The organism is Paenibacillus sp. FSL R5-0470 (assembly GCF_037975205.1).
Lineage (GTDB): Bacteria > Bacillota > Bacilli > Paenibacillales > Paenibacillaceae > Paenibacillus_AQ.
The window spans coordinates 368,132-392,028 of the sequence record NZ_CP150238.1 but is presented as its reverse complement, the minus strand read 5'-3'; the positions used below and the strand labels follow the sequence as shown (position 1 = coordinate 392,028).

Below are 23,897 nucleotides of genomic sequence, written 5' to 3'. Positions count from 1 at the left end.
GAAATATAAGACATAATGTATCGTGTGAAACTTATATTTTTAAATAACTCCACAAAGTGGAGTTTATACTTCGAGACCCATTCCATTTCCTTTGTGAGGCAATCCATAAAGAATTAAAAAAAGGGCAGGATCGGTGATGACCCCGCCCGGAAGATGCTATTGCGCGTCCAGCCCATAATTTTTACACAATGCGCTAAGGCCGCCGCCAAAACCACTACCTACTGCCTGGAATTTCCAATCCGCACCATTGCGGTAGAATTCGCAGAATACAACTGCCGTCTCTGTTGAGAAATCTTCACCCAGGTCGAAACGGAGTACTTCACGATCTGTGGAAGCATCCACAACACGTACGAAAGCATTGGAGACTTGTCCAAAGTTCTGTGCACGAGTTTCGTAATCATAAATCGTTACGGTAATACCAATACGCTGAATATGGGCAGGGACTTTGCTAAAATCAACGATAATTTGCTCGTCATCTCCGTCGCCTTCTCCTGTACGGTTATCTCCCGTGTAGACTACAGAGCCTGCGCCACCATTTGGGTTGTTATAGAATACAAAATCATCTGTACCTTTAGCTTTGCCGTCTTCATGAAGCAGAAACGCTGAAGCATCGAGGTCAAAATCTTGACCTCCACTATACTTATTAGTGTCCCAGCCCAATCCAACTACTACCTTTGTCAGACCTGGATTAGTCTTGGTAAGATCAATCCGCTGTCCTTTGGAAAGACTGATCGTCACTGACATAACCTTCTTTCATGAGTGGATTCAGTTCACTGTGTACTACAAGATTTATTGCAAGCCGTAATCGCGAGTTAAACCGCTCAAGCCGTCTTTGTAGCCGCTACCGATTGCATTGAACTTCCACTCTGCACCATGACGGTACAATTCACCGACAACAACGCCAGTTTCAATAGAGAAGTCTTCACCCAAATCGAAACGGATTAGTTCTTCATTGTTCAAATCATTTACGATACGCACATAAGAACGAGAAACTTGACCAAAGTTTTGGCTTCTTGTTTCAGCTTCATAAATTGTAATAGTAAAAGCTACCTTTTCTACATCCGCTGGGATACTCAAAAGATCCACTTGAATCTGCTCATCATCACCATCGCCGTCACCTGTACGGTTATCACCTGTATGAACAACAGAAGCGTTCTCGTTCTGTTTATTATTGAAGTAAATGAAGTTGGTTTCTTTTTCAACTTTGCTGTTCGCATTAGTCAAGAATACGGAAACGTCCAAGTCGAAATCTTTACCGCCGTCATATTTATTAGTGTCCCAACCAAGACCTACTGTGATTTTGGATAGACCTGGATTTGTTTTTGTTAAATCGATCTTTTGACCTTTAGATAGATTAATTGCCATGATAACATTCCTCTTTTCTTTTATTTGGATTATACGTAGCGTTCTGCCAGTTGATTGATATGTGCCGCGTGACTACCCTCACCAATTGCGGCGAACTTCCACTCTCCACCTTGACGGTAAAGTTCCCCACAAATAAGCGCCGTATAGCCATTATAATTATCAGATAGGTTGAAACGGATTAGCTCATTGTTGCCTACAGCGTTCATCACACGGATATAAGCTGATTTAATCAATCCGAAATCCTGTTTACGGTTCGTGGCATCATAAATATTCACAACTACCAGAACCTTGTGTACATCGGAAGGAATGGCATTCAGGTTAACCATGATTTGCTCATCGTCTCCGTCACCATCACCCGTGAGATTGTCTCCGGAGTGAATGACAGAGTTACAAGGACTTTGCTTGTTATGGAAGCACACCAGGTTACCCTTCTTAACTAGCTTACCATTCTCGTTCAGCATCAGTGCTGACGCGTCACAGTCCACGTTAGCTTGTTTCTTTACACCGAAGAATCCTCGAGCTGGCTCAGCCGGATCCCAACCTAAACCTACAATTACGTTAGATAAGCCTGCATTACCTTTTGTGAGATCAATCTTCTGACCTTTTACCAGATTAATTCCAGCCAACTTTACGTACCTCCATTCCCTAAAAAGAATCACCATCTATTAGTCTAGCTTTTGGATGTTATATGAGTGATACGCTAAAGAACTAAATACGTTTCATCCGAACTCATGTATATGGTATTACATCATTTATAAACTGAATTCACCAGGGTTTAATCCCAAGACACCGCAAATATGCCGCACAACTGCTTTTTCATTGTCATCAAAATCACCATCAGCTGATCCAATAGCTGAGCACACACCCACAATTACACGTCCCACATCTGGTTTACCGGTAAACTTACCGATTGCTTTAAGTGCTTCCTGCTTACCGATTTCTGGTGAGAACTCAAAGTTACTTACATAAAAGTTGAACTGGGTAATGACATCTCTCATGTCAAACACCTTAAGCTCATTACTCATATTCATGTAACCAGCCATTTTATTCTTTTCAGCTTCTTCTATTTTACCGTCGGCAGCAGCAACCAAGGCGCAGCCCGCAACTACCGCATTCATGAAATCTTTATTTTTGAATTTCTTTACTTGTTCTGTTAGTCCGTTTTTGGTTGTGTTCAACCAGTTTTTAAATGTGCTCATCGTTTTCTCCTTCTATCACTGCAAGATTATGATAACAAAAGATATCCCAGAGCCTCCTCTCCACGTATCCGACAGAATTTTCATAGTAGATCCCTGAATCACGGTTTACTCTTCTAATATACCTGATAAAATATCAATATTCTACTTTTCCAGACTTTTACAGCACTTTTGATAGAAAAGATTGTGTCCGATCTTGCACAGGAATTCCGAACAATTGCTCCTCTGTTCAAAGAACCCCCGTATTTCTCGTTGAAACACCAAAAAAGGCACTGCCAGAGATTCTATCCTCTCTAGCAATGCCTTTAGCACATTTAACTGTGAATTCTTTTAAAGAATGATGTCCCCATCATAAGAACCAATCATTTTGTACAAATCCGGCCGGCGATCACGGAAGACGCCCCACTCGATCCGTCCGACTTCCAAAGCATCCAGATCAAATTCGCTCACTATTACAGCTTGCTCGTCTCGGCCTGCTTCAACAATTTTATTGCCTTGCGGTCCCGCAATGAACGAAGAGCCGTAGAAATTAATGCTAGAATCTTCATCAATTTCTTCACCGATGCGGTTGGAGGCAACGACTGGAATAAGGTTAGCCGCTGCATGCCCAAGCATACAAGTCTGCCAATGATCCTTAGAGTCGATCGATCCATCCTGCGGTTCTGATCCGATAGCGGTTGGATAGAACAGAATCTCTGCCCCCATCAAGCTCATCACTCTGGCCGCTTCCGGGTACCACTGATCCCAGCAAATCCCTACACCAATCTTGGCATAGCGAGTGTTCCATACTTTAAAGCCAGTATCTCCCGGATTGAAGTAGAATTTCTCTTCATATCCTGGGCCATCTGGAATATGGCTCTTACGGTATTTGCCCAGTATCGTTCCATCGGCATCGATTACAGCTAGTGAATTGTAACGTGCGTAGTTCTTTTTCTCATAAAAACTGATTGGCAGCACCACTTGCAGTTCCTTGGCTATTGCTGTGAAATGATTAATCGCTTTGTTATGCTCAAGCTCTGTTGCATATGCGTAATAATCAGCCTTCTCTTTCTGACAGAAATACGGAGTCTCGAACAGCTCCTGCAGCAAAATAATTTGTGCTCCCTGTGCCGCCGCTTCTCTGACCAATGTTTCAGCTTTGCTGATATTCTCATCAATATTGCTGGAACAGCTCATTTGCGTCGCAGCTACTTTTACATTTCTCAAGAATCTGTCCTCCTTATATATAAATGTCCCTTTGGACGTTTAGTTTCCTTCAATTATTGCTGAGCAGGCATTTGTTGCGTAGTGCAGTGAACGTTCCCACCCTCGGTGATGACCGCCATACCGTTAACTGTACGAATCTTACGTTCCGGGAACATACCAGCCAGTACTTCCTCGGCAAGTTTATCTGTTTCCACCGCTGTACCGCCAAACACAGGTAAAATAATTCCACCATTTACGAAATAGAAGTTCAAATAACTGAGCGTCAGACGGCTGCCGTCATGATCCACCCGTGGTGGTTGCTGAATCTTGATGATCTCCAGCTTACGCCCTTTGGCATCTTTGGCATTCTCCAAAATACGAAGATTCTCCTGTGTAATCTCAAAATTCTCGTCCTGCGGATCCTCACAGACCTGAATAATGACTTTACCTGGAGCAGCGAAGCAAGCGATATTATCCACATGACCATCGGTTTCATCACCACTTAGACCACGCTTAAGCCAGATAATAGTTTCTGTACCTGTATAATTGCGCACGTTCTCTTCAATATTCTCGCGCTTCAAATCCGGGTTGCGGTTCGTATTGAGCAGACATTCTTCTGTAGTAATCAAGGTGCCTTCTCCATCCGTATGGATCGAGCCGCCTTCCATCACAAGCGGCGCATCAAAGCGTGTCACTTGTGTGTGTTCGAGAATCTGTGGAGCTACCTCATCATCCAGATCCCAAGGTGAATATTTACCGCCCCAGGCATTAAACTTCCAGTTCACGCCTGCTAGAACGCCGTCTTTATTAACAACAAAGGTAGGCCCGTTATCACGCAACCAAGCATCGCTATGCTTTATAGGTAGTAGCGTTACATTCGGTCCGCTGACCAGACGTTCTACCTTTTCCACGTCCTCCGGGTTAACGATAACCGTAATCGGTTCAAACTCGGCAATAGCTGTAATAATGTCAGCATAACCTTGGCATACCGACTCGTGGTTGTCCGGGAAACACATAGATTCCTGCACCGGCCAGGAGATAAAAGTACGTTCATGCTTGCCCCATTCCGGTGGCATTGTATAGTTCAAATCTTTAGGATTCATGTGTTAACTACCTTTACTATTATATTTGGAGCCAGCCCTGCCCTAAAACTCCTACCTCATCATACAATAATATGTTCTAGTGCTCAATTCCCTAGAACACTAATAATGTTGGAAGGAATTCGGGTCACAAGAGATCTGACTGAGCTTATAGTGTAATCCTTTTTACCACATCGCCCTCAAAATCCTTAACGATGAATTCTCCACCCTCAAGGATACCATAGGAATTCGGATTATTCTCTTTAGGCAGCGATATCGAGCCGGGATTCAGCACGTATACGCCCTCTTTTACATCCGCAACCGGAAGATGGGTATGCCCCTGAATAAAGATATCATTCTCAGATAGTGCCGGTAAATTCTCAATACTAAAGCCATGACCGTGTGTAACATAGATTCGTCTGCCTTCATGCAGGAGCATCACATAATCGCCCATCATCGGAAACTGCAGCAGCATCTGGTCTACCTCAGCATCGCAGTTACCACGTACTGCCGTTATAGGCTTCTTTTTGTTATATTCATTCAGTTTATTAGCAACTCCCTGCGGGTCATAACCCTTCGGCAGTGGATTTCTGGGACCGTGATATAAAAAGTCTCCTACGATTACAAGACTGTCTGGCTGTTCTTCCTCCACCTTTTCCAAAGCCCGTTCTAACCAGAATAAAGAACCGTGAATATCGGAAATAAACATTAGCTTCATCATGTATTCTCCTTTTCGACTTAAATAGATCTTGTGCTTAGGTTTCAATTTTAACCTTGAATAGGCAAACAACGCAAAAGCGGACGTTCCTCCAAAAGGAACGCCCTGCCCTATATGCCTCTATTCTCACGGCAAATTCGATGATCCCATCAAGAATCGGTCCACTTCGCGGGCTGTCTGACGCCCCTCATCAATGGCCCAAACGACAAGGCTTTGGCCGCGGCGCATATCACCTGCTGTGAATACCGCCTCTACATTGGTCGCTTGTGCTCCGAACTCCGCCTTGGCATTTCCGCGCTCATCACGTGCCACCCCAAGCTCACCTAGCACAATCTCTTCGGGCCCTGTGAATCCTAATGCGAGTAGTACCAGCTGTGCCTTTAGAACTTCTTCACTGCCTGGTACTTCAACCGGAACTATCCGTCCCTGTTCATTGCGAGTCCACTCAATGCGCACGGTATGCAGCTCCTGCACATGTCCACCATCGTCACCAACAAAACGTTTCGTCGAAACGAGATAACGACGTGGATCTTCCTTATACAGTGAAGCCGCTTCTTTTTGGCCATAGTCCACCTTAAGAACCTTTGGCCATTCTGGCCACGGATTGCTAGGCTGACGGGTCAGTGGAGCTTGTGGCATAATCTCAAGCTGGATCACACTACGACAGCTGTGGCGGATCGACGTAGCTACACAGTCTGTGCCAGTATCCCCGCCACCGATTACAACTACATCCTTATCTGCCGCAGACAAGTATTCACCATCAGCAAGCTCTGAGTCCAGTAAGCTCTTAGTATTCAGTGTCAGAAATTCCATCGCCTGATGAATGCCCCGCAGCTCACGACCCTCTATAGGAAGCTCCCGTGCCTGCGTAGACCCACCACACAAGACAACAGCATCGTGCTCCGCCTTGAGTTGTGACGCCGAGATATCTCTCCCAATCTCTGTACGAGTTACGAATGTAATGCCTTCAGCCGTCAGCAGGTCTACTCGGCGCTGAACTGTCTTCTTATCCAGCTTCATGTTCGGAATACCATACGTCAACAAACCACCAATCCGATCTGCCCGTTCATACACGGTCACCGTATGCCCCGCTTTGTTAAGCTGAGCTGCACAGGCAAGACCTGCTGGACCCGAGCCCACTACAGCTACCTTTTTACCTGTGCGAGTAAGCGGTGGCTCAGGAACAATCCAACCTTCTTCAAAACCTCTATCTACAATCGACTTTTCAATCGACTTTATCGTTACGGGCTTGCCGTTCATCCCTACTGTACAAGAACCTTCACAAGGTGCTGGACACACACGTCCAGTAAATTCAGGGAAGTTATTGGTCTTATGCAGACGTTTCAGTGCAACCTCCCAGTTCCCACGATAAACCATATCATTCCATTCAGGAATCAAGTTGTGCAGAGGGCAGCCGGAAGCCATACCAGACAACAGACGTCCTACATGACAAAATGGCGTACCACAGTCCATACAACGCGCGCCTTGCTCGCGCAGATTCTCTTCATCCATAGGAATCGAGAATTCATCCCAATTCTTAATCCGCTCAAGCGCCTCACACTCCGAAGGCGTCTGCCGTTCAAATTCCAAAAATCCGGTTGCTTTCCCCATCTCTCTCATCCTCTCTAAATATCCCCACAGATATATACTTCCTAAACCGTTAAAAAAGAAAAGTACGCGCTATGTTTGTCTGCTGCCAAGCCTATGCCACTCTAAAGCGCCAAAGTAAATGCCTTCATATTAACATCCAATATCATCATCGAAAATGAGTAATGTCACCTTTTTATGTAAAATGAAACAATCAAATTAAGAAAATGGAAAAACAAAAAAAGCACACAGAGTACTGTACCTTAATTAGGGTACGTTATTCCGCATGCTTTTTAATAATGATCTTGTAAAAGACTAATTATTTCGCCGTCAGGACTACTGTCCCAATCCCATTTACAGTTAGCTTATTTCCAGTCAGCTCCTGCGTAAGATCAGCCCCGAAGATGGTCTTCCATGCTCCAAGCTGCGGCAGAACCACAGTGGTCTGTTCAGCATTCGCATTAAAAAGAACATAAATATGCTTCGCTTCATCTCCTCCAGCATGGCCACGTAGCGTGTAAGCTACTGCACTTGCCGGTGCTTTTTCAAAAACCAAATGGTTCCGAATGTCCACTGCTGTTCGCATACGGAAGGCCGGGTGAGCTTTACGCAATTCGATTAACTGTTTCATATACGCCACATCTTCCTGATGCGCGGCGCACAATTCCCAGTCCATACGATTGATCTCAACCGAAGACTTATAGCTGTTCTCCACCCCGTCCTTCGTACGCATAAACTCCTGCCCTGCATGGATAAAAGGAATCCCCTGACTCATGAACACTATCGCAGAAGCTAGTCTGTGCATGGAACGGCGCTGAGTAACCGTCTCACCCTCGGTGGACAATACGATTTTATCCCATAAGGTATGATTATCATGACACTCCACATAATTAACGTTTTGCTGAGGCTCCTCGGCAAATTGCTTAATTCCTGGGCTGAAGTCAATTCCTCCCGCAATCCCCGCCTTGATCGCAGGCTCCAGACCCATCATTCCACTGATGAAGCCCGGCTGATCGTACAAAAAGATATTTCCTTTAATAGCATCCCTGAAATCATCATTAAAATGTCCGATTCCCGGCATAAGGGAGGCATTCTTCTGATGAGCGAGCCGTTCCATCGGTAGCTCAGTCCCCATCATCCAGCCTTCACCGATCGTCATGATAGACGGATCTATTCCATCCAGACGCCGCCGGGTTTCCCGCATCGTATCGACATCCATCAAGCCCATCAAATCAAAGCGGAAGCCGTCGATATGGTACTCTTTAGCCCAATAGACCACGGACTCCACAATGAAGCGGGACATCATCAAGCGTTCTGTAGCCACGTCATTCCCACAGCCCGACCCATTCGACAGGCTTCCGTCTTGTTTATAACGCAAATAATAGCCAGGAACCAGTTTAGTGAAATTCACGCGATATCCGTCGTACACATGGTTGTAAACAACATCCATAATGACGCGGAGTCCACGATCATGAAGCGCTTGAATCATTGTTTTTAGTTCTTGAATACGTAGTCCGGGCACATAAGGATCCGTAGCATAGGAGCCTTCAGGAGCATTGTAGTTCTTCGGATCATAACCCCAGTTAAAATGAGGCTCATCCAGCTTCGTCTCATCTACACTCTCTGTAGAATAATCATAAATAGGCAATAGCTGCACGTGGGTTACACCGAGATCTGCGATATGATCGAGTCCGGTGAGAATGCCCTCTGGTCCGCGGGTTCCTTCTTCCGCCAAAGCGAGATATTGACCCTTATGAGCCATACCGCTTGCTGGATGAATGGATAAGTCACGCAAATGAAGCTCATAAATAATAGCGTCTACAGGATCCTCAAACGACGGCTTATCTTCCGTCCACCGCTCAGGGTCCGTCTTGCGCAAATCTAGAATAGCACCTCTGTCCCCATTCACGCCGACAGCACGCGCGTAAGGATCAGCTGCTTCATTCCACTGTTCACCTAGACGCACTCGGTAGGTATAGAACTTGCCATCTAAATCACCGTCAACCGTAGCTCTCCACGTTCCCCGAATATCGCGAATCATAGCATATTTGGACCCCGCAGCTCCCTGCCATGAATCATAAATTACTAGCTCTGCCTCCTGAGCCGTAGGGGCCCACAAGCAAAATGATGAACAGGCCGATGAATATGTAAGTCCGAGATCATCCCCGTCATAACTAAACAACTGATCAAACTCCTGAGCGAATACGGAAATCCCTCTAGTAGTCGCAGGATCACCATAATAAATCGGTTCCTTCATTTCCTTTTGTACGGACAAAGCACCTATCCCCTTTTCCAGTTATTAACTGGATTATAGTATGATCCTCGAATTTGTGCAAACGTTTGGACTCAAAATAACCAGATCATTTTTCCAGGGTAATTGCATAGCTAAATCACGATTAACTAGGCGTTTCTAAGATATTCATTCCCACCATCGTAATGATGTCTTTATTTGCATAATATGGGATGCGGCGTTCTTTACAAAGAGCAATCCTTCCATCCTTATACCTCACACCATTATCCTGAACGATGAGGATTGGACGATCCCCGTTATCAGGTACTTCATATCCTATTCCTAATACCCAATGGTAATCGTAAGCAAAATTCCCTCTCCACCGAAAATTAAACCATTTATCAAATTTAACAGCTACTGGCCGACCTGCATCAATCTCCACTTTATACACATCGAAATCGTTAAAAGTAGAGACAGAAAGCTTATGTCCCCCTTTTGGCGAGATTGAAGAGTGGATATAAGCTGTGATTCCCTTTACAAAACTACGTGTACTCATCCCCAAAGGGGTACCTCCGTGATGACTGTATATGTAATTAATATGAGCTGCTTTAGAGTGAAAATGACCTTTGCCACGAATAAAGTCCATTCCTAGCTGGGTATTCCAATACTCGGTTAAAGCTGCCAGCGTCGCTGGTCCACATGCAGAAGACGGGGATGAAACCCCAGCCTCCCACTGTGTGTATGGATCTACCGATAGTTTGTAACTGAGACTGGAGTTTCTATGCCTCATCAGGATGTTTCTCCCTTTGAAGAGTTCGGCTTAGAAGCTGAAAGGGCAGGGCCTTCCGGAAGTAAAATCACATTTTCACCAACATCCATAGATCCCTCTGAATTAGATCGTGATTCCATTTCCTGTGCGGGCTTCTGCTCTGCCTGAGCAATATCTTCCTCATCGCCCTCATATTTGCTTTCAGGATTAATCTGTAGCGTGAAATAGAAATTAGAGCCGTTTCCTTCGCTACTCTCCACCGCAATGGCTCCGCCCATCAGCTCGACAAGCTTCTTGCAAATGGCTAGTCCTAACCCCGTCCCGGCATACTTACGATTAAACGAGGAGTGCAGCTGGTAGAATGATTGAAACAACTGATGCTGCTTTTCTAAAGGAATACCTATCCCCGTGTCTCTGACATTAAACTTCAAAGTAGATTTCTTTGAAACCACGGACAATTTTTGCTCCACATAAATACAGACTTTACCTCGGTCAGTAAATTTAATCGCATTGCTGACCAGATTAACCAATACCTGACGTAATCGTCCTGCATCTCCCATAATGAACGTAGGAACTCCTGGTGCCATGCTGTAAGACAGCTCAAGATTTTTTTCCAAAGCCTTAGCCATAAACAGATCCGTTACACTGTCCAGTACCTCTCGAAGATGCACGGGCTCATGTACGATCATCATTTTTCCGGCCTCAATTTTACTGTAATCGAGAATTTCATTAAGAATATATAGAAGAGAGCTACTGCTCTCCTTAATAATATTTGTGTACTCACGTTGTTCTTCATCTAGTTCCGTCTCTGCAAGCAGATCAGTCATCCCCACAATGCCGTTCATAGGCGTGCGTATTTCATGGCTCATAATGGCTAGAAACTCTGATTTAGCCTGGTCTGCTTTTTCCGCAGATTCCTTCGCCCGAATGATCTCCTTCTCATCTGTAATATCCCTGAAGACGACTACAACCCCCTTAGGTTCACCTTTATCAAAAAGAGGGGTTACTTGGTACTCCGCAAGAAAGCTTGTACCATCTTTACGCCATAAGACTGCATCCTTGCTCTGGTAAGATCCCCCTGACCTAATGGCTTTGATAAGTGGCGACTCCTCTGGCCGGTAATGTATCCCATCAAGCGCTGTCTGCTGAATATGATCTAGATAGGAATGACCCATGATCTCATCATGTTCATAACCGAGCATATGCAAACCAGCAGGGTTGATGAAGGTCACCTTCTCCTCCATATCCAGTCCAAAAATACCCTCAGATACTGCATTTAATATAAGGGTGTACTCATTGCTTAGCTTCTCAATTTGTTCTGTATATCTTATACGTTCCGTAATGTCACGGGAAATACCATATACACCAACCACTTGATCGTCTACAATGATCGGAATATTAGTGGTATTAATCTCTACAAGATGGCCTTCTTTATGAATAAGCGTCAGATCATAGCTTTGGGGATAGCCCTTAGCAGCTAAGTTAAAATGATACAGCGTCTTCTCCATGTCCTTCTCATGCACAACGGGACCAAAGTACATTCCGATCAGTTCTTCCAGCGAATACCCGGTCAGCTTCTCCAGATTCGCATTGGCTGTTAAATAATCCCCTTGTAAATTCATTGAGTACACAGCAGAGGGATTATATTCAAATAAGGATTTATAGCGCTGTTCATTCTCCTGAAGCTTGAATTCGAACTGTTTGCGCTCTTCAACTGCATGACGCGAGATTAAATCCAGCGAATTCTCGGACATCAATCTATAATTACGTTCACTTTGATAAATCTGTTCCTCTAGATCTCGTTGATCTGCCATTTGTTGATCTGCAATCTTTCGGTCCGTAATATCTTCGGCGTACACAATAATACATGAAGGGGCTTGTCCTGCTGTTCCAAATCCTGAGAATGTCAGGGAAAGCCATACCGGTTGATCCCCTTTGTAAAAGCATTCTTCCTTCTTCCAGCTCCCTGCTGGAGAATTCTGAAGCTCGTCCATCACCAATCTATAGGAAAGCTCTTTCGAAGACGTCTGTCTATTTTCCATTTCTGCAAAAATAGCCCCAGCAAGAAACTCAGCTTCCGTAAAGCCAAGTAAATTGCAAAAAGCCGGATTGACCTTCAGCCAGTTGCCCTTACCATCGTTTAAAGACAGTACGGCTATTCCCTCTGGGGACCTCATAAATGCATGTTCCAACATTGTGCTATATTCTACCGCGTTATCCATCTACGCCAGACCTCCTTTGTTGCGAACGTTGCATCCTTTATTCCATCCTAAGTTCAGTATACGATAAGAGAAGTGAGTATAGAAATGCCCTGCGTATTATTTTGAATAGGGAATAGTTTAATTTTAAATATTGACTGGATGGCCTGAGGCAAACTATTATTAAACATAATAATATCGTTCGTGACCTATTACGCTGGAAGCACCCGTAATAAAGGCTTTTGCCTTTGCTACGGGTGCTTTTTTTGTTGCCATTAGGTAACGACAATAGGAGGAGAATAAATGAAAATATTTAAGTCAGTGCCCTTTCTACTGCTTACGATCCTGCTACTGCTAAGCACATCATCAGGAGCTATTGCTGCATCTACAACAGAAATAACCCCCTCTGTTAAAGCGGCTTTTGATCTGACGGCCGCAACGGCAGATGGTCCTGCCAGGGTTAAGCTGACTTCTCTTTACAATGATTTATCCACCTTAAAGCTGCAGTATGATCAGCGCGAGGAGCAAATCCGAATCCTTCACTACAATAATGAGCAATCGCTAGTTGTGGTTCGTCAACAAATTAAAGGGATTGATCTTGAAGCAGTGACCCGATTGGAGGCCTCCGTTAAGAGTAGCAAGCAGCGCTATCAGCCCTTATTTGACCAGTATAGTGCACTTAACAAGCGAATTAGTATCGCCAAGTCACTTAAGGACAAGACCTTGAATACCGTACTGCGTGCCCAAAGTGATGCTATGAAGATCTTGGTTCAGTTGGCACGCCAAGAGATCAGTGACAAGCAGAATCAGCTGAACGCCGCGAAAAAGAACCGTTCCCAAAAGATAGCCGAAGCGCGTAAAACCTTGTCTGGCATTGAAAGTCCTCAAATCACGATCAAATCTAACAAGAGCGTGATCACCTCGTTAAACAAACGTGTCTCAGCAGATTGGACTGACTTTAAAGCAGCGATTCGCAAACAAAACCTTACCCTAACCACCCAGTCCTTAGGTGCCCTGGTCTCCGGTTACCGTCAGATCGCAACCCATAAGCAAAAAATAATTGAGCTCGAACAAAAGGTTTCCCTTGTTATTGCGAATACGAAGAAGCAAATCAGTTAGCGGACTTCTTCTTCTCATTTGCTCTGCGGTAAGCCATCACTTTGCGGTACATGCTTTTATTAGAGAGATGTTTGAAAATATATGGATCTGGACTCGTATTCACTTCAATAATCCAAGGCGTCATGTGGTTATCTAATCCTACATCTACACCAATCTGTTTAAAGCCAGGATATTTCTTATGGTAGAAACGTCCGGTATCCTCACCTAGCTTTCGCAATATCTTAAGCATCTGAGCTTGCTGAGCATCGTTCAAATAAGGCGACAGCAGCTTCTCCATAGACATTAGCGTACCACCGTTATGATAATTGGTAACAATCTTGCCTTTCTCAGCTACTCGGCCAATCAATCCGGTAGTTTCCCATTTGCCACGCGGACTGAGCTGGACCATCACACGGATATCAAAACGATGCTTTCCATGCTTTAGCAAAACAATCCCTCTCTGAATCAAGTAACTGCGTCCGCGTGTCGCTTTCTTAAGGGATGAATAAAAGGTGTCATAGGCTCCAAAGGTTTTTATCTTTGTTCCACTTTGGTATTTGTATTCTGTTCCATGAGAATCCTTACTCTGTTCAACCTTCATTACACCATTACCATAGGTGCCATGTTCCGGCTTAACGTAAATCATCCCATATTTCAAGAGCATCGTTCTTAAGTTTGCTTTACTAAACTTCACTGTTTCTGGAATGAGCGGTGAAATCTCGGAACTTTGCATGAGCACCTTGGTTTTAATCCATTTGCTGGTCAACGCAGACTTTAACTTCGTTCCCAATTGCCCTCTCCCCTGTCACTAAATAATGATCACAGCCTTGCTTAACCTTAGTATTTTATGCTCCGACTATATGAATGGAATGGGTTGAACGCCCTCTCCGCTCTCAGATGTATCTCTAGATACTCAAGCTGCATATGGTGGGAAGAGGATAACCATTAGCGGATCAGAGGAGGCATGAACCATGCATATTTGTATTATTGCGCCGGAACGTCTCCCGGTTCCAGGAGACGGGTCAGTAGAAATCTGCATTTGGGCCATTGCCAGAAGGCTGGCTGAGAAACATAGGGTTACCATTGTGAGCCGCAGAGCACCGGGACTGCCCGATGCTTCCATATTGGAGCAGGTCAGAATCATTCGGTTACCCGCAAGTACTCCCGTTCATTATCGTACTTCGGTGTTAGACTACATTCAGAATGAGTCATTTGATATAGTTCAGATCGATAATCGCCCCCATCTTATGTCTGCTGTAAAGAAACGGCTCCCTCATCTTCCGGTATTTCTATTTCTGCATTCTCTTACATTCACACCGGACACAGTTAAGACTGCTAGAGCCTTGGCTAGAGCAGATCTGATTATTGCGAACAGCCACTCTCTACAGCGAAGACTAACCCGTCGCTTCCCTCAATTAAACAATGAAATCCGTATTGTCCTGCTCGGAGCAGATCTTGATCGATTCACTCCTGTAGCGCTACAGGAAAAATACCATCTTCGCAAACTTTACAGACTCCCGAGGGTCTTTACCGTCTTATTCGTCGGTCGAGTCATTCCCCGCAAAGGGGTGCCCGTATTGATACGTGCTATGTACCATTTAAATAAGCACCTTCCTGCTCATCTTGTAATTGCAGGCAAAGGGAAACCGTCATATTTGCGACAGCTGAAGCTACTTGCACAGCGACTAGGCGTATCCGTTTCCTTCCTTGGAAATGTAGCTCATGAGGATATCCATACCCTTTATCAAGCAGCCGACTGCTTCGTATGTCCTTCTCAGAATCATGAATCCTTTGGGCTTGTTAATGTAGAGGCCATGGCCTCGGGACTACCGGTCATCGCTTCTAGCAATGGCGGTATCCGTGAGATTATCGACTCCGGCCATAACGGATACCTGGTGGAACGATATCGCGAGGCCTTGCCCTTTGCTAGAGATTTGCTGCGACTAGGCCGGAATCCGGAGGTAGCAGCAACCATTGGGAAACAAGGACGAGCGGATGCGCTTGAAGCCTTCAATTGGCAACGTACAGCAACTGATTTGGAACGGCTTTATCAAGCTGCCTTAGTACAGCAATAGATCCCTACAATCATAAAAAAGTAGTCCGCCTCCATTCACTGGAGACGGACTACTTTGATTTAAATAAATTGAACAACCGTAAGTACAAGCCCTACAACAAAACCGCATAAGGCACCGTTCACACGGATCCACTGAAGATCTTTACCTACTTTATCCTCCAGCATATTCACTAGACTAGCATCGTCCATGCTATCCAGATTCTCCTTCACCAAAAGACCGATTCGGAAGTGGTTAGCCTCTACAAATGCAATCAATGAAGCGCGAATCCGCTCCTCCCAGCTACCGATCCACTCTTGTTCCTTACTAATACGGCGCATAAGAAGGGTGTATAGTGCAAATAGTTTTCGTCCGCCAGCTGCCCGGTCCTCTTCTAATAAGGAGAGTGCCTTACTACGTACGTTCTCCAATTGAGTATGCAGAAAAGCAGTTACTGCTTCTCCCTCAAGCTCTTGTAGTGCCCATTCTTTCACAGAAGTCATTCTAGCCTCATCATTGACAATCTGGAACAACGCCACCCGAATTTCCCGGATGATCTCTTCACGATATGGGCTATCCTCTTCACGAAAATCGCGAATACCGGACTGCAGCATGCCTTGCAGCATTTCACCAAGCATATCCGCATCCATGAATCCAACGAAAGCCTGAAAAGCCATCCCTTTCAGTCCACCGAGCTTTACTTCAGCCAGTTTCTCACTGGCGATCTTACCCAGCATAGCTTTCGTTTCAGGACGACCACTCCAGTTAGATACCCCTTCCAGCGCATAATCCAGAGCCGCTACATCTTTTCCATCGTTCATTAATTTAGTGACAATCTTATCAGCCGCAACTCCAAGCTCCGCTTCACGAATATAGTCAGAGGCTGCCTTTTGAAGAAAAGGTACAGCTTTCTCTACCGGAAGACGTGACACGAATTCGCTAAGTTGCTCTAGGATCTGGGCTCTCGCCTTCTTCTTGCTAAAGAACTTCGTCAGCAGCTTGGAACTCATAGACATAATGCCAAACTTGCGCAGCTTGTTCTCAATACTCTCTTTGTTCAGCAGCTCAGTCTCCATAGCGGTAATTAACGACTGAATAATCTTATCCCGATTCTTGAGCAGCAGTGAGGTATGTGGAATACGCAGCCCGAGCGGATGGCGGAATAACGCGGTTACCGCGAACCAGTCGGCAATCCCCCCAACCAGCCCAGCCTCAAAGCCACCTCTTAGTAGAATTACAGCGAGATTTTCAGGTAGAAATAGTGTAATCAGAAACCCACATGCCATAAAAGCTAGTGACATGGTGGCCAAGTTTTTGGATCTCACGATTAGTCCCCCTTACATACACAGCTGCCGATGTCCTTACGCAGGAAAAATACCGACGGATCACGTCCCACGAACATGAACTGACGATAGACTCGGCTAGTCGATTAGTTTAACAACTATTGTACCACGACTGAACTATATTCTAAAAATATACGATTAGACTAGGAATGAAAAGGTGTTTTTGGTTTTCAGAATATTAATGATAAGATACAATTAACGTTCTCACTAGCCCGCGAAGGGGACAACTATGACTGGATAAGGAGATCTTACAATATGCTGATTGCTTTAGATATGGATGGAACATTGCTGAACGAAGAAGGACAAATTAGCCCAAAGAACCGCGAGGCGATTATAAAGGCTCAAAATTTAGGTCATATCGTAATTATTGCTACGGGACGCTCTTTTATGGATGCGGAACGACAACTGCGGCTGGCAGATCTGGAATGCCCTGTAGTCAGTCTGAATGGCGCAGTGGTTACATTGTCTGACCACACGCTGGCAGCAAGTAAACCGCTGAAGAAGGAAGACATCATTCCTGCATTACGCTGGATGAACGAAATTCCGGATTTGTATTACGAGGTATACACAGAGGACAACGTATATGTGGAGCTCAATAAACGGGTACGATTAGAGAAACTATCTGCACTAAGTGAAGAAGAAGTACCTGAGGAAGTCAGCTGGCTGCTAAAAGCAATGATCGATCAGCAGTTTCAACAAGCGGCTGTAACTTACGTCGAAAGTATGGAAGAGATCTGGAGTAAAGAAGAAAACGTCATTTATAAAACATTAGCCTTTTCTCTAGACCGGGAACTGCTCAAAGAAGCCTCCACCCGCTTCGCCGCGATCCCTGGCCTTATTATTACAGCCTCCCATGTCAATAATATCGAAATTAACCATGAGGACGCCAACAAAGGCTCCGGTGTAGCTATGCTCGCCGCCCACTATGGCATCCCGCTAACAGATGTAGCCGTAATGGGTGACAGCTATAATGATCAACCGATGTTCGAGGTGGCAGGCTACCGGATTGCCATGGCTAACGCAGCACCGATTCTAAAGGAAATGGCTGAATTTGTTACCGTCAGTAATGCCGAAGATGGAGTGGCGACAGGACTTGAGCATCTTATGGCTAAATTCTGAACCAACATGCCTGGCTTAAATCATAAACTGCCAAAAAAACCTCTAACATCATCCTGAGGATGGGTTAGAGGTTTTTTTAAGATTGTCTTAACTAGTTATAGCTACAGCTTTATACAAGGATGATTGTCCAAGCTCAATGGCTTGGCAAACTCAACGTCTTTTAATAACTCGTTATTAAGCTTATTGTGCATAACACGTGATTCGGATAGCCCTGACTGAATCTCCTTGAGCATTTGACGATTCTCATCATATAAGGTAACTGCCAGTGTATGATCATCTTGTCTTACAACCAGCTCCATATTGGGCTTAACTTCAAGCGATACCGTTTCGAAAGGAGACATATCGATGATAACTTCCAGTCCCACATTCTTGAATGTATAGGCGTAAGTGATTTCAAGTCCACGGTTATACGTGGCTTCGATCTGTCCCTTTCCTATGTTCACATTATAAGCCAAGGATTCAAGCTCTTGCGGAATTCTTGGAGCAATTGTCAGTGTATTGTTAATCAGGTCTGGACGGATACCTAAGAAATATTGGTACCACACACGCAGGTGCTCAGCATTGGACCAAGCTTGCAGGTATGCACCCGTCAACTTCGCCCAGTGCTCATCTTCCTCAGGATAAGCATCCATATTCTCACAAAGTCCACCAACAACACCTAAATTCAAGGCCTGCCAGTTCATATTCTTGAATAGCTGATAGGCCGTTTCTTCCTGCCCTGCTTCAATCATACGCTGCATCGCAATACCATTAAGCCAAATCCAAACCGCACCGTTATGGTAAGCCTCGTCTTTCGGATAATGAGATGTTAAATGAAACGGACGAAACAATGGATGATGTCTATCTAGCGAAGCAACACCCCATGGATAGACCAACTCTTCCCACGCGGTACGAATCGCTCTAGCCTTAAAATCGTTATCATCAAACATTTCAAAAGCAAATAACTGGTTTGGGCGCAGGGAGAATTCCGGCTTGTCTTCTGCATCCAGTCTGTCTGCTAAATAAGGATGCGCTTGATCAATGAAATCAACCTCAAAATGGCGCTTCAAGGTTTCAGCAATGCCCTTCCATTTATCAGCATTCACCTTGTCATTCATATATTCAGCAAAGTAAACACCAGCAAGCAATTGGTTATACCAGAGTGCTTGAATATCATTGGCACGGGTATCCCGAGGAGAATATGACTCCAAATTGCCATCCCGGGCATCCATCCAAGTTTCATTATCTGCGTGCTTTAAGTACCCTTTATCATCTACCCAATATTTTATGGAACCTTCAATACTATATTGTACATTTTGATAAAGCTCTTTAATGATCGCTGTATCTCCTGAATACTTAACGTAATCCTGCAACTGGATAATGAATCGCGGCGTACCATCCGTTGTATGGTAATCCACTTTTCCAGGAGACAAGATATTTGGAATTCTACCAAAGTATTTAGAATCTTCGTCCGTATTCTGAAACTCTGCGAATGATAGCAAGATATTTCTAGCCGTTTCGAATTGCCCTGTAACGAGCACGGCACCTGGAAGAGCTATGAATTGATCCCGTCCCCAATATTCGTTAAACCATGGCAGCCCTGCATAGATACCATCACCCTGCTGTCTTGTAACCAACTGATCCATTGTGATGTTCAACCAATTCATGGCTAAAGTGAATGTATCATCACTGCTGGTTAAATGGGCATTATGGTGTAAGAAATCTTCCATCCGCTTAACACGTTCATCTTTCAAAGTGCTAATATCTTGTCTAGCTTTAAGGATTAAGCTTGCTGCTTCTTCGGATGTCTTACCTGCAGCGATATAATAACCCCCAGCGTTTGCACCGGCAATTAGAACTTCATTATCCATATGCAAAGGTGAAAGGTTGATAGCACTAACTGCAATCACCCAATCTCCCTCGATAGCGCTAAAGAACGCGATATGATCCTGTTGGTTTATATAGCTAACATTCTCTCCCCTTAAAACGATGCCTATGTCTTCCTTAGCATTAGCGAGACTAATTTCTAATAGATTATGATAATCCAACAACCACAGCTCTTCTGTAAGATCGGCGTGCTTACGCACCATTTTATAAGGATAGGCCCAAACTTCAGATTGTCGATTGTCTAGCTTCTGTTCACCTACGAATAAGGTGTATCCACCGAAAATTCTATTCTTAGCAATATTAAGTCCCTCAAAAAATGCATGTTCCACATGATCCGTATGATGGGATTGCGTAAAATAAAATGCTGCCTCTTTATTCGTAAATGAAATACTCCGATTGGCATCTTGAGAGACAAATGTCTTCATGTCATCCAGAATTGATGTATGAACTTGATTACTATTCATTGTAAGCCTCCTACTTGAAAATAGTAGGCCGCTATGAAGCTTCATAGCGGCTGTCTACTAATATTTATTCTTTAACCGAACCAACGACAATCCCTGATACGAAATACTTTTGCATAAACGGATAAATCAACAACAATGGTAGCGTAGAAACTACGATTTTAGCAGCGTTCAAAGTCTTATTCGAAACTTTTGCTAATTCCAATAGTTTTTCAGGATCTGTAATGTTCTGAACCTCAACGCTAAGCTGTTGGATATAGGTTTGCAATGGATAATTCGCCGTTTTATTAATATATACCAGGGCACCAAAGTAATCATTCCAATGGCCCACAATAGTAAAGAGCGTAACGGTGGCAAGTGTAGGCAATACTATCGGAAGATAGATTGTTCCTAATATTCTCCACTGTGAAGCTCCATCTATATTTGCAGCTTCCTCTAGAGATTTCGGTACAGCCCGGAATGCATTCATCAGCAAGATAACATTCCCTATCGGTACTGCACCCGGCAAGATCAATGACCAGATGGAGTCTAAAAGATTAAGCTCTTTGACTACCATAAAGGTTGGAATCAATCCGCCTGAGAATAACATCGCGAAGATAACGAGATTCATATAAACCTTCTGACCCGTGAATACTCGTGAACTTTTAGACAATGGATAGGCTGTAAGAATCATCAATACCATATTCACAAGCAGACCTAACACTACCCGTTCTACAGAGATCATGAATGAACGCCAAAACTGGCTGTCAGACAATAATTTTTCATAGGAGCTAAACGTCGGATTAACCGGGAATATACTTACTAGATTTGCGGAAGCCGCCGCATTATCACTGAAAGAGATGGCTACTAAATTGACTAACGGTATGAGACAGGACAAGGCGAACGCTAGAACAAATACCCAGATAATAACATCTGCAATACGACCCTTGATGTTAGATGCGTAAATGGGAGACCCCCCCTTTCTTTAGAAAATACGATAATCCGTAAGTTTTTGGGCCAATTTATTCGCAGAAAGAATCAGTACGATACCAACGACCGACCGTAATAGGCCAACTGCTGTACCTAAGCTGTATTGTCTTTCTACCAGACCCACCCGATAAACGTAGGTATCAATAATATCCGAAGATTCATACACCAAAGGATTATACAGATTGAAGATCTGATCAAAACCAGCATTCAATACATTCGGCAAGTTCAAGGTTGTAACCAGCAAAATAGTTGGCATTAAGCCTGGCAACGTGATGTGCCACAGTTTCTTAAACCGGTTGGCTCCATCAATGGAGCCCGCCTCATAAAGTCCGGGATCAATGGATGTCAGGGAAGCTAGGTAGATGATTGAACCGTACCCAAAACCCTTCCAGACATCTGTTAATACTAGCATCGGTCTAAACCAAGTATTGCTGGCCATAAACAAGACCGGGTCAATCCCAAACCAACTTAACATGGCATTAACAGGACCTTCATAAGAGAAGATATTCATGACTACAGTAGCTAAGATCGCCCATGACAAGAAGTTCGGCAGATAAACAACCGTCTGTATGAATCGCTTAGCAAACTTTACCCGAATTTCATTTAATAACAGGGCAAACACGATGGATGTAAAAGTACCCACGATAATTTTCCATAACGCGATAACGATCGTATTACTGAAAATCTGTTTGCTGTCAGGAATTTGGAGCATAAATTTGAAATTATCAAGACCTACCCAGGATGAACCACTCATTCCCTTAGCCGGAACATAATTTTGAAAAGCCATTATAATACCGAACATTGGAATAAACGAAAAGATAATTAGGAAAATCATGCCTGGCGCCATCATGAGATGGAATGCTGTCTGATCTTTTTTATTTTTCATTTACGGATCATCTCTTTCAACATCATTTGGTTGCTATCGCTTCGTTAACTTCCTTAGTAATGACTTCGCCACCAGTTTTATTCCAGCTTTCTACAAACTTATCAAATGCGTCAGGTGTTTGCTCACCTGTAATGATCTTCAAGTACATTTCAAGTTCCATTTTAGTAAGTGTCGGCCATTTCAACGTCATGGATGATGTACTTCCAAAGAATAATGGATTCACTTCTTTAATATTAGAGGCTTTCACCAAACTAGCTGTCGTAATACTGGAAGTATATCCAGCCCATGCATTGGAGTCTGGTGTTTCTCCATTCTTCTTACTATCAAGAAATTTCTTATAGGAGTTATAAGCCGTTAAATCCTCATTGCTAGTTAATTTACTTGTATCGCCTGTTTCTAATGCTTCTTTCATGATGTCAACGTTACGATAGAAAGCGTCATAATAATCGATATTAATGGCGAGCGGAGATCCGCCAACATTCATGCTCTTATAATCTTCAAATTCTTTCAAAGCTTTTTCATCTTTTTCTTGGTAACGCTGATAGTCATATTGAACACTCACAAGCTTGGCTGCAAGTTCAGGATGTTCAAAGCCTTTGCGAACAACCAAATAACTGCTGGAAGGATTTCCAGTGAACATTGTAAGCGAGCCATCTTCTGATTGTGGGGCAACATAAGATACCCATTCCGCTTCTGGATTCAGCTTAAGCGTGTCAGCCACAGTCCAGCTTCCCCACCAGTTATCCATGAACGACCCACTTTTTCCGCTTGTAAGTAGCGCCTTGCGGTCATCACCAGTACGTACTGCAAACTGGCGATCAATCAAGTTATTTTTGTACATTTCAGACAACTTGGTCAGTGCTGGCTTCATTTCTGGTTGAACAGATCCGTATACAGCCTTTCCACTTCCATCATCAATCCACTGTTTTGGATACGCACCATATAGTGAAAAAATATTATTAAATGAGAATTGTCCACCAGAGACACCGGCAACGTTTTCATTATCGACAACAAGACCTAGCGTCTTACCCGCTCCGTTACCACCTGGATCTTTTTCTACAAATTGCTTAATAATGTTCTCGACATCAGCCATTGATTTCGGCTCAGCAAGTCCCAATTTGTCCATCCAGTCTTTGCGAAGCCAGAGGATACCAGGACCATGTGAGATTTCAGTAGTTGGTATGGCCATCAGCTTGCCATCGAACTTTGCGCTATCCAGAACACGACCACCGTAGGAATCATAAATTTCCTTAATTCGATCGCTGGCAGTATTTTCATAAACCTCGGTCAAATCTGCAATCAGATCGTTCTCATAAAGCTGTTGCAATGTCGCGTAGTCAGGAACCACCATTAGATCAGGGATTTCACCGCTTACAATCGCCATCGAAACTTTCTGACTATAGTCTGTACCATCATTGGACTCAAACGAGGTCGTATTTTGAATGTTCAGCTTATCCTTGAAATATCTTGTCCACACATTGTTTGTGGCATTATCTTTCTCATAAGGCGTTCCTGCAAGTGCTGAATAGCTCGTTGCCACTTGTCCAACAGAATAAGTAACTGTTTCAGGATAGGCGCCAAATGGAGTCGTCTGTGCTTCTTTCCATGCAGGATCACTCACATCTGTCTTTGGAGTAGATGCTGAAGAATTATTAGAACTTGAACAACCTACCATAGCAACAGCTAATAGTGATGCTAATACTATGGAGCTTGATTTTCTCAATTTATGTTTCATTATAAGAGCCTCCCTTTTTCTATAAAAAAACTCGTATTAGAA

General features: G+C 44.0%; 20 protein-coding genes. 3 read left to right on the top strand and 17 right to left on the bottom strand.

Annotation, left to right across the window (positions count from 1 at the left end):
• Nucleotides 1–156: 156 nt before the first annotated feature.
• From MKY99_RS01740 to MKY99_RS01690, 11 genes are all read right to left on the bottom strand, one after another.
• On the bottom strand, nt 157–738 hold the full coding sequence (locus tag MKY99_RS01740) for a TerD family protein (protein ID WP_076299900.1): 582 nt from the start codon (nt 736–738) through the stop codon (nt 157–159).
• Between the two features lie 51 nt (nt 739–789).
• Nucleotides 790–1,365: a TerD family protein gene (locus MKY99_RS01735; protein ID WP_042184261.1), complete on the bottom strand. Its 576-nt coding sequence runs from the start codon at nt 1,363–1,365 to the stop codon at nt 790–792.
• A gap of 29 nt (nt 1,366–1,394) precedes the next feature.
• Entirely contained in the window at nt 1,395–1,991 is a 597-nt protein-coding gene (locus MKY99_RS01730; protein WP_076285126.1) for a TerD family protein, read from the bottom strand.
• Nucleotides 1,992–2,117: 126 nt separating this feature from the next.
• Complete coding sequence (locus MKY99_RS01725) at nt 2,118–2,564, bottom strand: tellurite resistance TerB family protein (protein ID WP_042184258.1); 447 nt, start codon at nt 2,562–2,564, stop codon at nt 2,118–2,120.
• Between the two features lie 327 nt (nt 2,565–2,891).
• A complete protein-coding gene (gene aguB / locus MKY99_RS01720; protein WP_076285125.1) occupies nt 2,892–3,767 on the bottom strand; it encodes an N-carbamoylputrescine amidase in 876 nt (291 codons plus the stop codon).
• A 53-nt stretch (nt 3,768–3,820) separates the two neighbouring features.
• A complete protein-coding gene (locus MKY99_RS01715) occupies nt 3,821–4,849 on the bottom strand; it encodes an agmatine deiminase family protein (RefSeq protein WP_339268317.1) in 1,029 nt (342 codons plus the stop codon).
• Nucleotides 4,850–4,994: 145 nt separating this feature from the next.
• Nucleotides 4,995–5,543, bottom strand: a complete 549-nt coding sequence (yfcE, locus tag MKY99_RS01710) for a phosphodiesterase (protein WP_339271460.1) — start codon at nt 5,541–5,543, stop codon at nt 4,995–4,997.
• Between the two features lie 126 nt (nt 5,544–5,669).
• Nucleotides 5,670–7,154, bottom strand: a complete 1,485-nt coding sequence (locus MKY99_RS01705; protein WP_339268316.1) for a glutamate synthase subunit beta — start codon at nt 7,152–7,154, stop codon at nt 5,670–5,672.
• Between the two features lie 295 nt (nt 7,155–7,449).
• Entirely contained in the window at nt 7,450–9,405 is a 1,956-nt protein-coding gene (pulA, locus tag MKY99_RS01700; RefSeq protein ID WP_339268315.1) for a type I pullulanase, read from the bottom strand.
• A 121-nt stretch (nt 9,406–9,526) separates the two neighbouring features.
• Complete coding sequence (locus tag MKY99_RS01695) at nt 9,527–10,150, bottom strand: C39 family peptidase (protein ID WP_339268314.1); 624 nt, start codon at nt 10,148–10,150, stop codon at nt 9,527–9,529.
• Nucleotides 10,150–12,351, bottom strand: coding sequence for a PAS domain S-box protein (locus MKY99_RS01690; protein WP_339268313.1), 2,202 nt, complete (start codon nt 12,349–12,351; stop codon nt 10,150–10,152). The genes MKY99_RS01695 and MKY99_RS01690 overlap by 1 nt, the downstream gene beginning before the upstream one ends.
• 279 nt (nt 12,352–12,630) lie before the next feature.
• Here MKY99_RS01690 and MKY99_RS01685 point away from each other — a divergent pair, with 279 nt between their 5' ends.
• Entirely contained in the window at nt 12,631–13,446 is an 816-nt protein-coding gene (locus MKY99_RS01685; protein ID WP_339268311.1) for a hypothetical protein, read from the top strand.
• On the opposite strand, the gene MKY99_RS01680 is transcribed toward MKY99_RS01685, so the two are convergent.
• A complete protein-coding gene (locus MKY99_RS01680; RefSeq protein WP_256716337.1) occupies nt 13,439–14,215 on the bottom strand; it encodes a YheC/YheD family protein in 777 nt (258 codons plus the stop codon). The genes MKY99_RS01685 and MKY99_RS01680 overlap by 8 nt on opposite strands.
• 181 nt (nt 14,216–14,396) lie before the next feature.
• Between MKY99_RS01680 and MKY99_RS01675 the strand changes: the two genes are divergently transcribed.
• Nucleotides 14,397–15,500 (top strand): glycosyltransferase family 4 protein, encoded by a 1,104-nt coding sequence (locus MKY99_RS01675; RefSeq protein ID WP_339268309.1) that lies wholly within the window; start codon nt 14,397–14,399, stop codon nt 15,498–15,500.
• Between the two features lie 59 nt (nt 15,501–15,559).
• Here the strand turns inward: MKY99_RS01675 and MKY99_RS01670 are convergent, their stop codons facing one another.
• Complete coding sequence (locus tag MKY99_RS01670) at nt 15,560–16,801, bottom strand: DUF445 domain-containing protein (RefSeq protein ID WP_076285116.1); 1,242 nt, start codon at nt 16,799–16,801, stop codon at nt 15,560–15,562.
• A 273-nt stretch (nt 16,802–17,074) separates the two neighbouring features.
• Between MKY99_RS01670 and MKY99_RS01665 the strand changes: the two genes are divergently transcribed.
• Entirely contained in the window at nt 17,075–17,938 is an 864-nt protein-coding gene (locus MKY99_RS01665; protein WP_042184240.1) for a Cof-type HAD-IIB family hydrolase, read from the top strand.
• A gap of 101 nt (nt 17,939–18,039) precedes the next feature.
• Here MKY99_RS01665 and MKY99_RS01660 read toward each other — a convergent pair whose 3' ends face one another.
• The 4 genes from MKY99_RS01660 to MKY99_RS01645 all read right to left on the bottom strand — a co-directional run bounded on the left by MKY99_RS01660 (nt 18,040) and on the right by MKY99_RS01645 (nt 23,855).
• Complete coding sequence (locus tag MKY99_RS01660) at nt 18,040–20,268, bottom strand: amylo-alpha-1,6-glucosidase (RefSeq protein WP_339268308.1); 2,229 nt, start codon at nt 20,266–20,268, stop codon at nt 18,040–18,042.
• 64 nt (nt 20,269–20,332) lie between these two features.
• Nucleotides 20,333–21,211, bottom strand: a complete 879-nt coding sequence (locus MKY99_RS01655; RefSeq protein ID WP_042184238.1) for a carbohydrate ABC transporter permease — start codon at nt 21,209–21,211, stop codon at nt 20,333–20,335.
• 18 nt (nt 21,212–21,229) lie between these two features.
• Nucleotides 21,230–22,120 carry an ABC transporter permease subunit gene (locus MKY99_RS01650; RefSeq protein WP_042184236.1) on the bottom strand — a complete coding sequence of 297 codons (891 nt, stop codon included), beginning with the start codon at nt 22,118–22,120 and terminating at the stop codon, nt 21,230–21,232.
• Nucleotides 22,121–22,142: 22 nt separating this feature from the next.
• Nucleotides 22,143–23,855 (bottom strand): ABC transporter substrate-binding protein, encoded by a 1,713-nt coding sequence (locus MKY99_RS01645; protein WP_339268306.1) that lies wholly within the window; start codon nt 23,853–23,855, stop codon nt 22,143–22,145.
• Nucleotides 23,856–23,897: the final 42 nt, after the last annotated feature.

Excerpts from the sequence above, each read along its gene's own strand:
- MKY99_RS01705 (WP_339268316.1), bottom strand. The coding sequence starts at position 7,154 with ATGGGGAAAGCAACCGGATTTTTGGAATTTGAACGGCAGACGCCTTCG.
- MKY99_RS01690 (WP_339268313.1), bottom strand. The coding sequence starts at position 12,351 with ATGGATAACGCGGTAGAATATAGCACAATGTTGGAACATGCATTTATG.
- MKY99_RS01725 (WP_042184258.1), bottom strand. The coding sequence starts at position 2,564 with ATGAGCACATTTAAAAACTGGTTGAACACAACCAAAAACGGACTAACA.
- MKY99_RS01685 (WP_339268311.1), top strand. The coding sequence starts at position 12,631 with ATGAAAATATTTAAGTCAGTGCCCTTTCTACTGCTTACGATCCTGCTA.
- MKY99_RS01645 (WP_339268306.1), bottom strand. The coding sequence starts at position 23,855 with ATGAAACATAAATTGAGAAAATCAAGCTCCATAGTATTAGCATCACTA.
- MKY99_RS01695 (WP_339268314.1), bottom strand. The coding sequence starts at position 10,150 with ATGAGGCATAGAAACTCCAGTCTCAGTTACAAACTATCGGTAGATCCA.
- MKY99_RS01660 (WP_339268308.1), bottom strand. The coding sequence starts at position 20,268 with ATGAATAGTAATCAAGTTCATACATCAATTCTGGATGACATGAAGACA.
- MKY99_RS01675 (WP_339268309.1), top strand. The coding sequence starts at position 14,397 with ATGCATATTTGTATTATTGCGCCGGAACGTCTCCCGGTTCCAGGAGAC.
- MKY99_RS01665 (WP_042184240.1), top strand. The coding sequence starts at position 17,075 with ATGCTGATTGCTTTAGATATGGATGGAACATTGCTGAACGAAGAAGGA.
- MKY99_RS01715 (WP_339268317.1), bottom strand. The coding sequence starts at position 4,849 with ATGAATCCTAAAGATTTGAACTATACAATGCCACCGGAATGGGGCAAG.
- yfcE (WP_339271460.1), bottom strand. The coding sequence starts at position 5,543 with ATGAAGCTAATGTTTATTTCCGATATTCACGGTTCTTTATTCTGGTTA.
- MKY99_RS01650 (WP_042184236.1), bottom strand. The coding sequence starts at position 22,120 with ATGAAAAATAAAAAAGATCAGACAGCATTCCATCTCATGATGGCGCCA.
- MKY99_RS01735 (WP_042184261.1), bottom strand. The coding sequence starts at position 1,365 with ATGGCAATTAATCTATCTAAAGGTCAAAAGATCGATTTAACAAAAACA.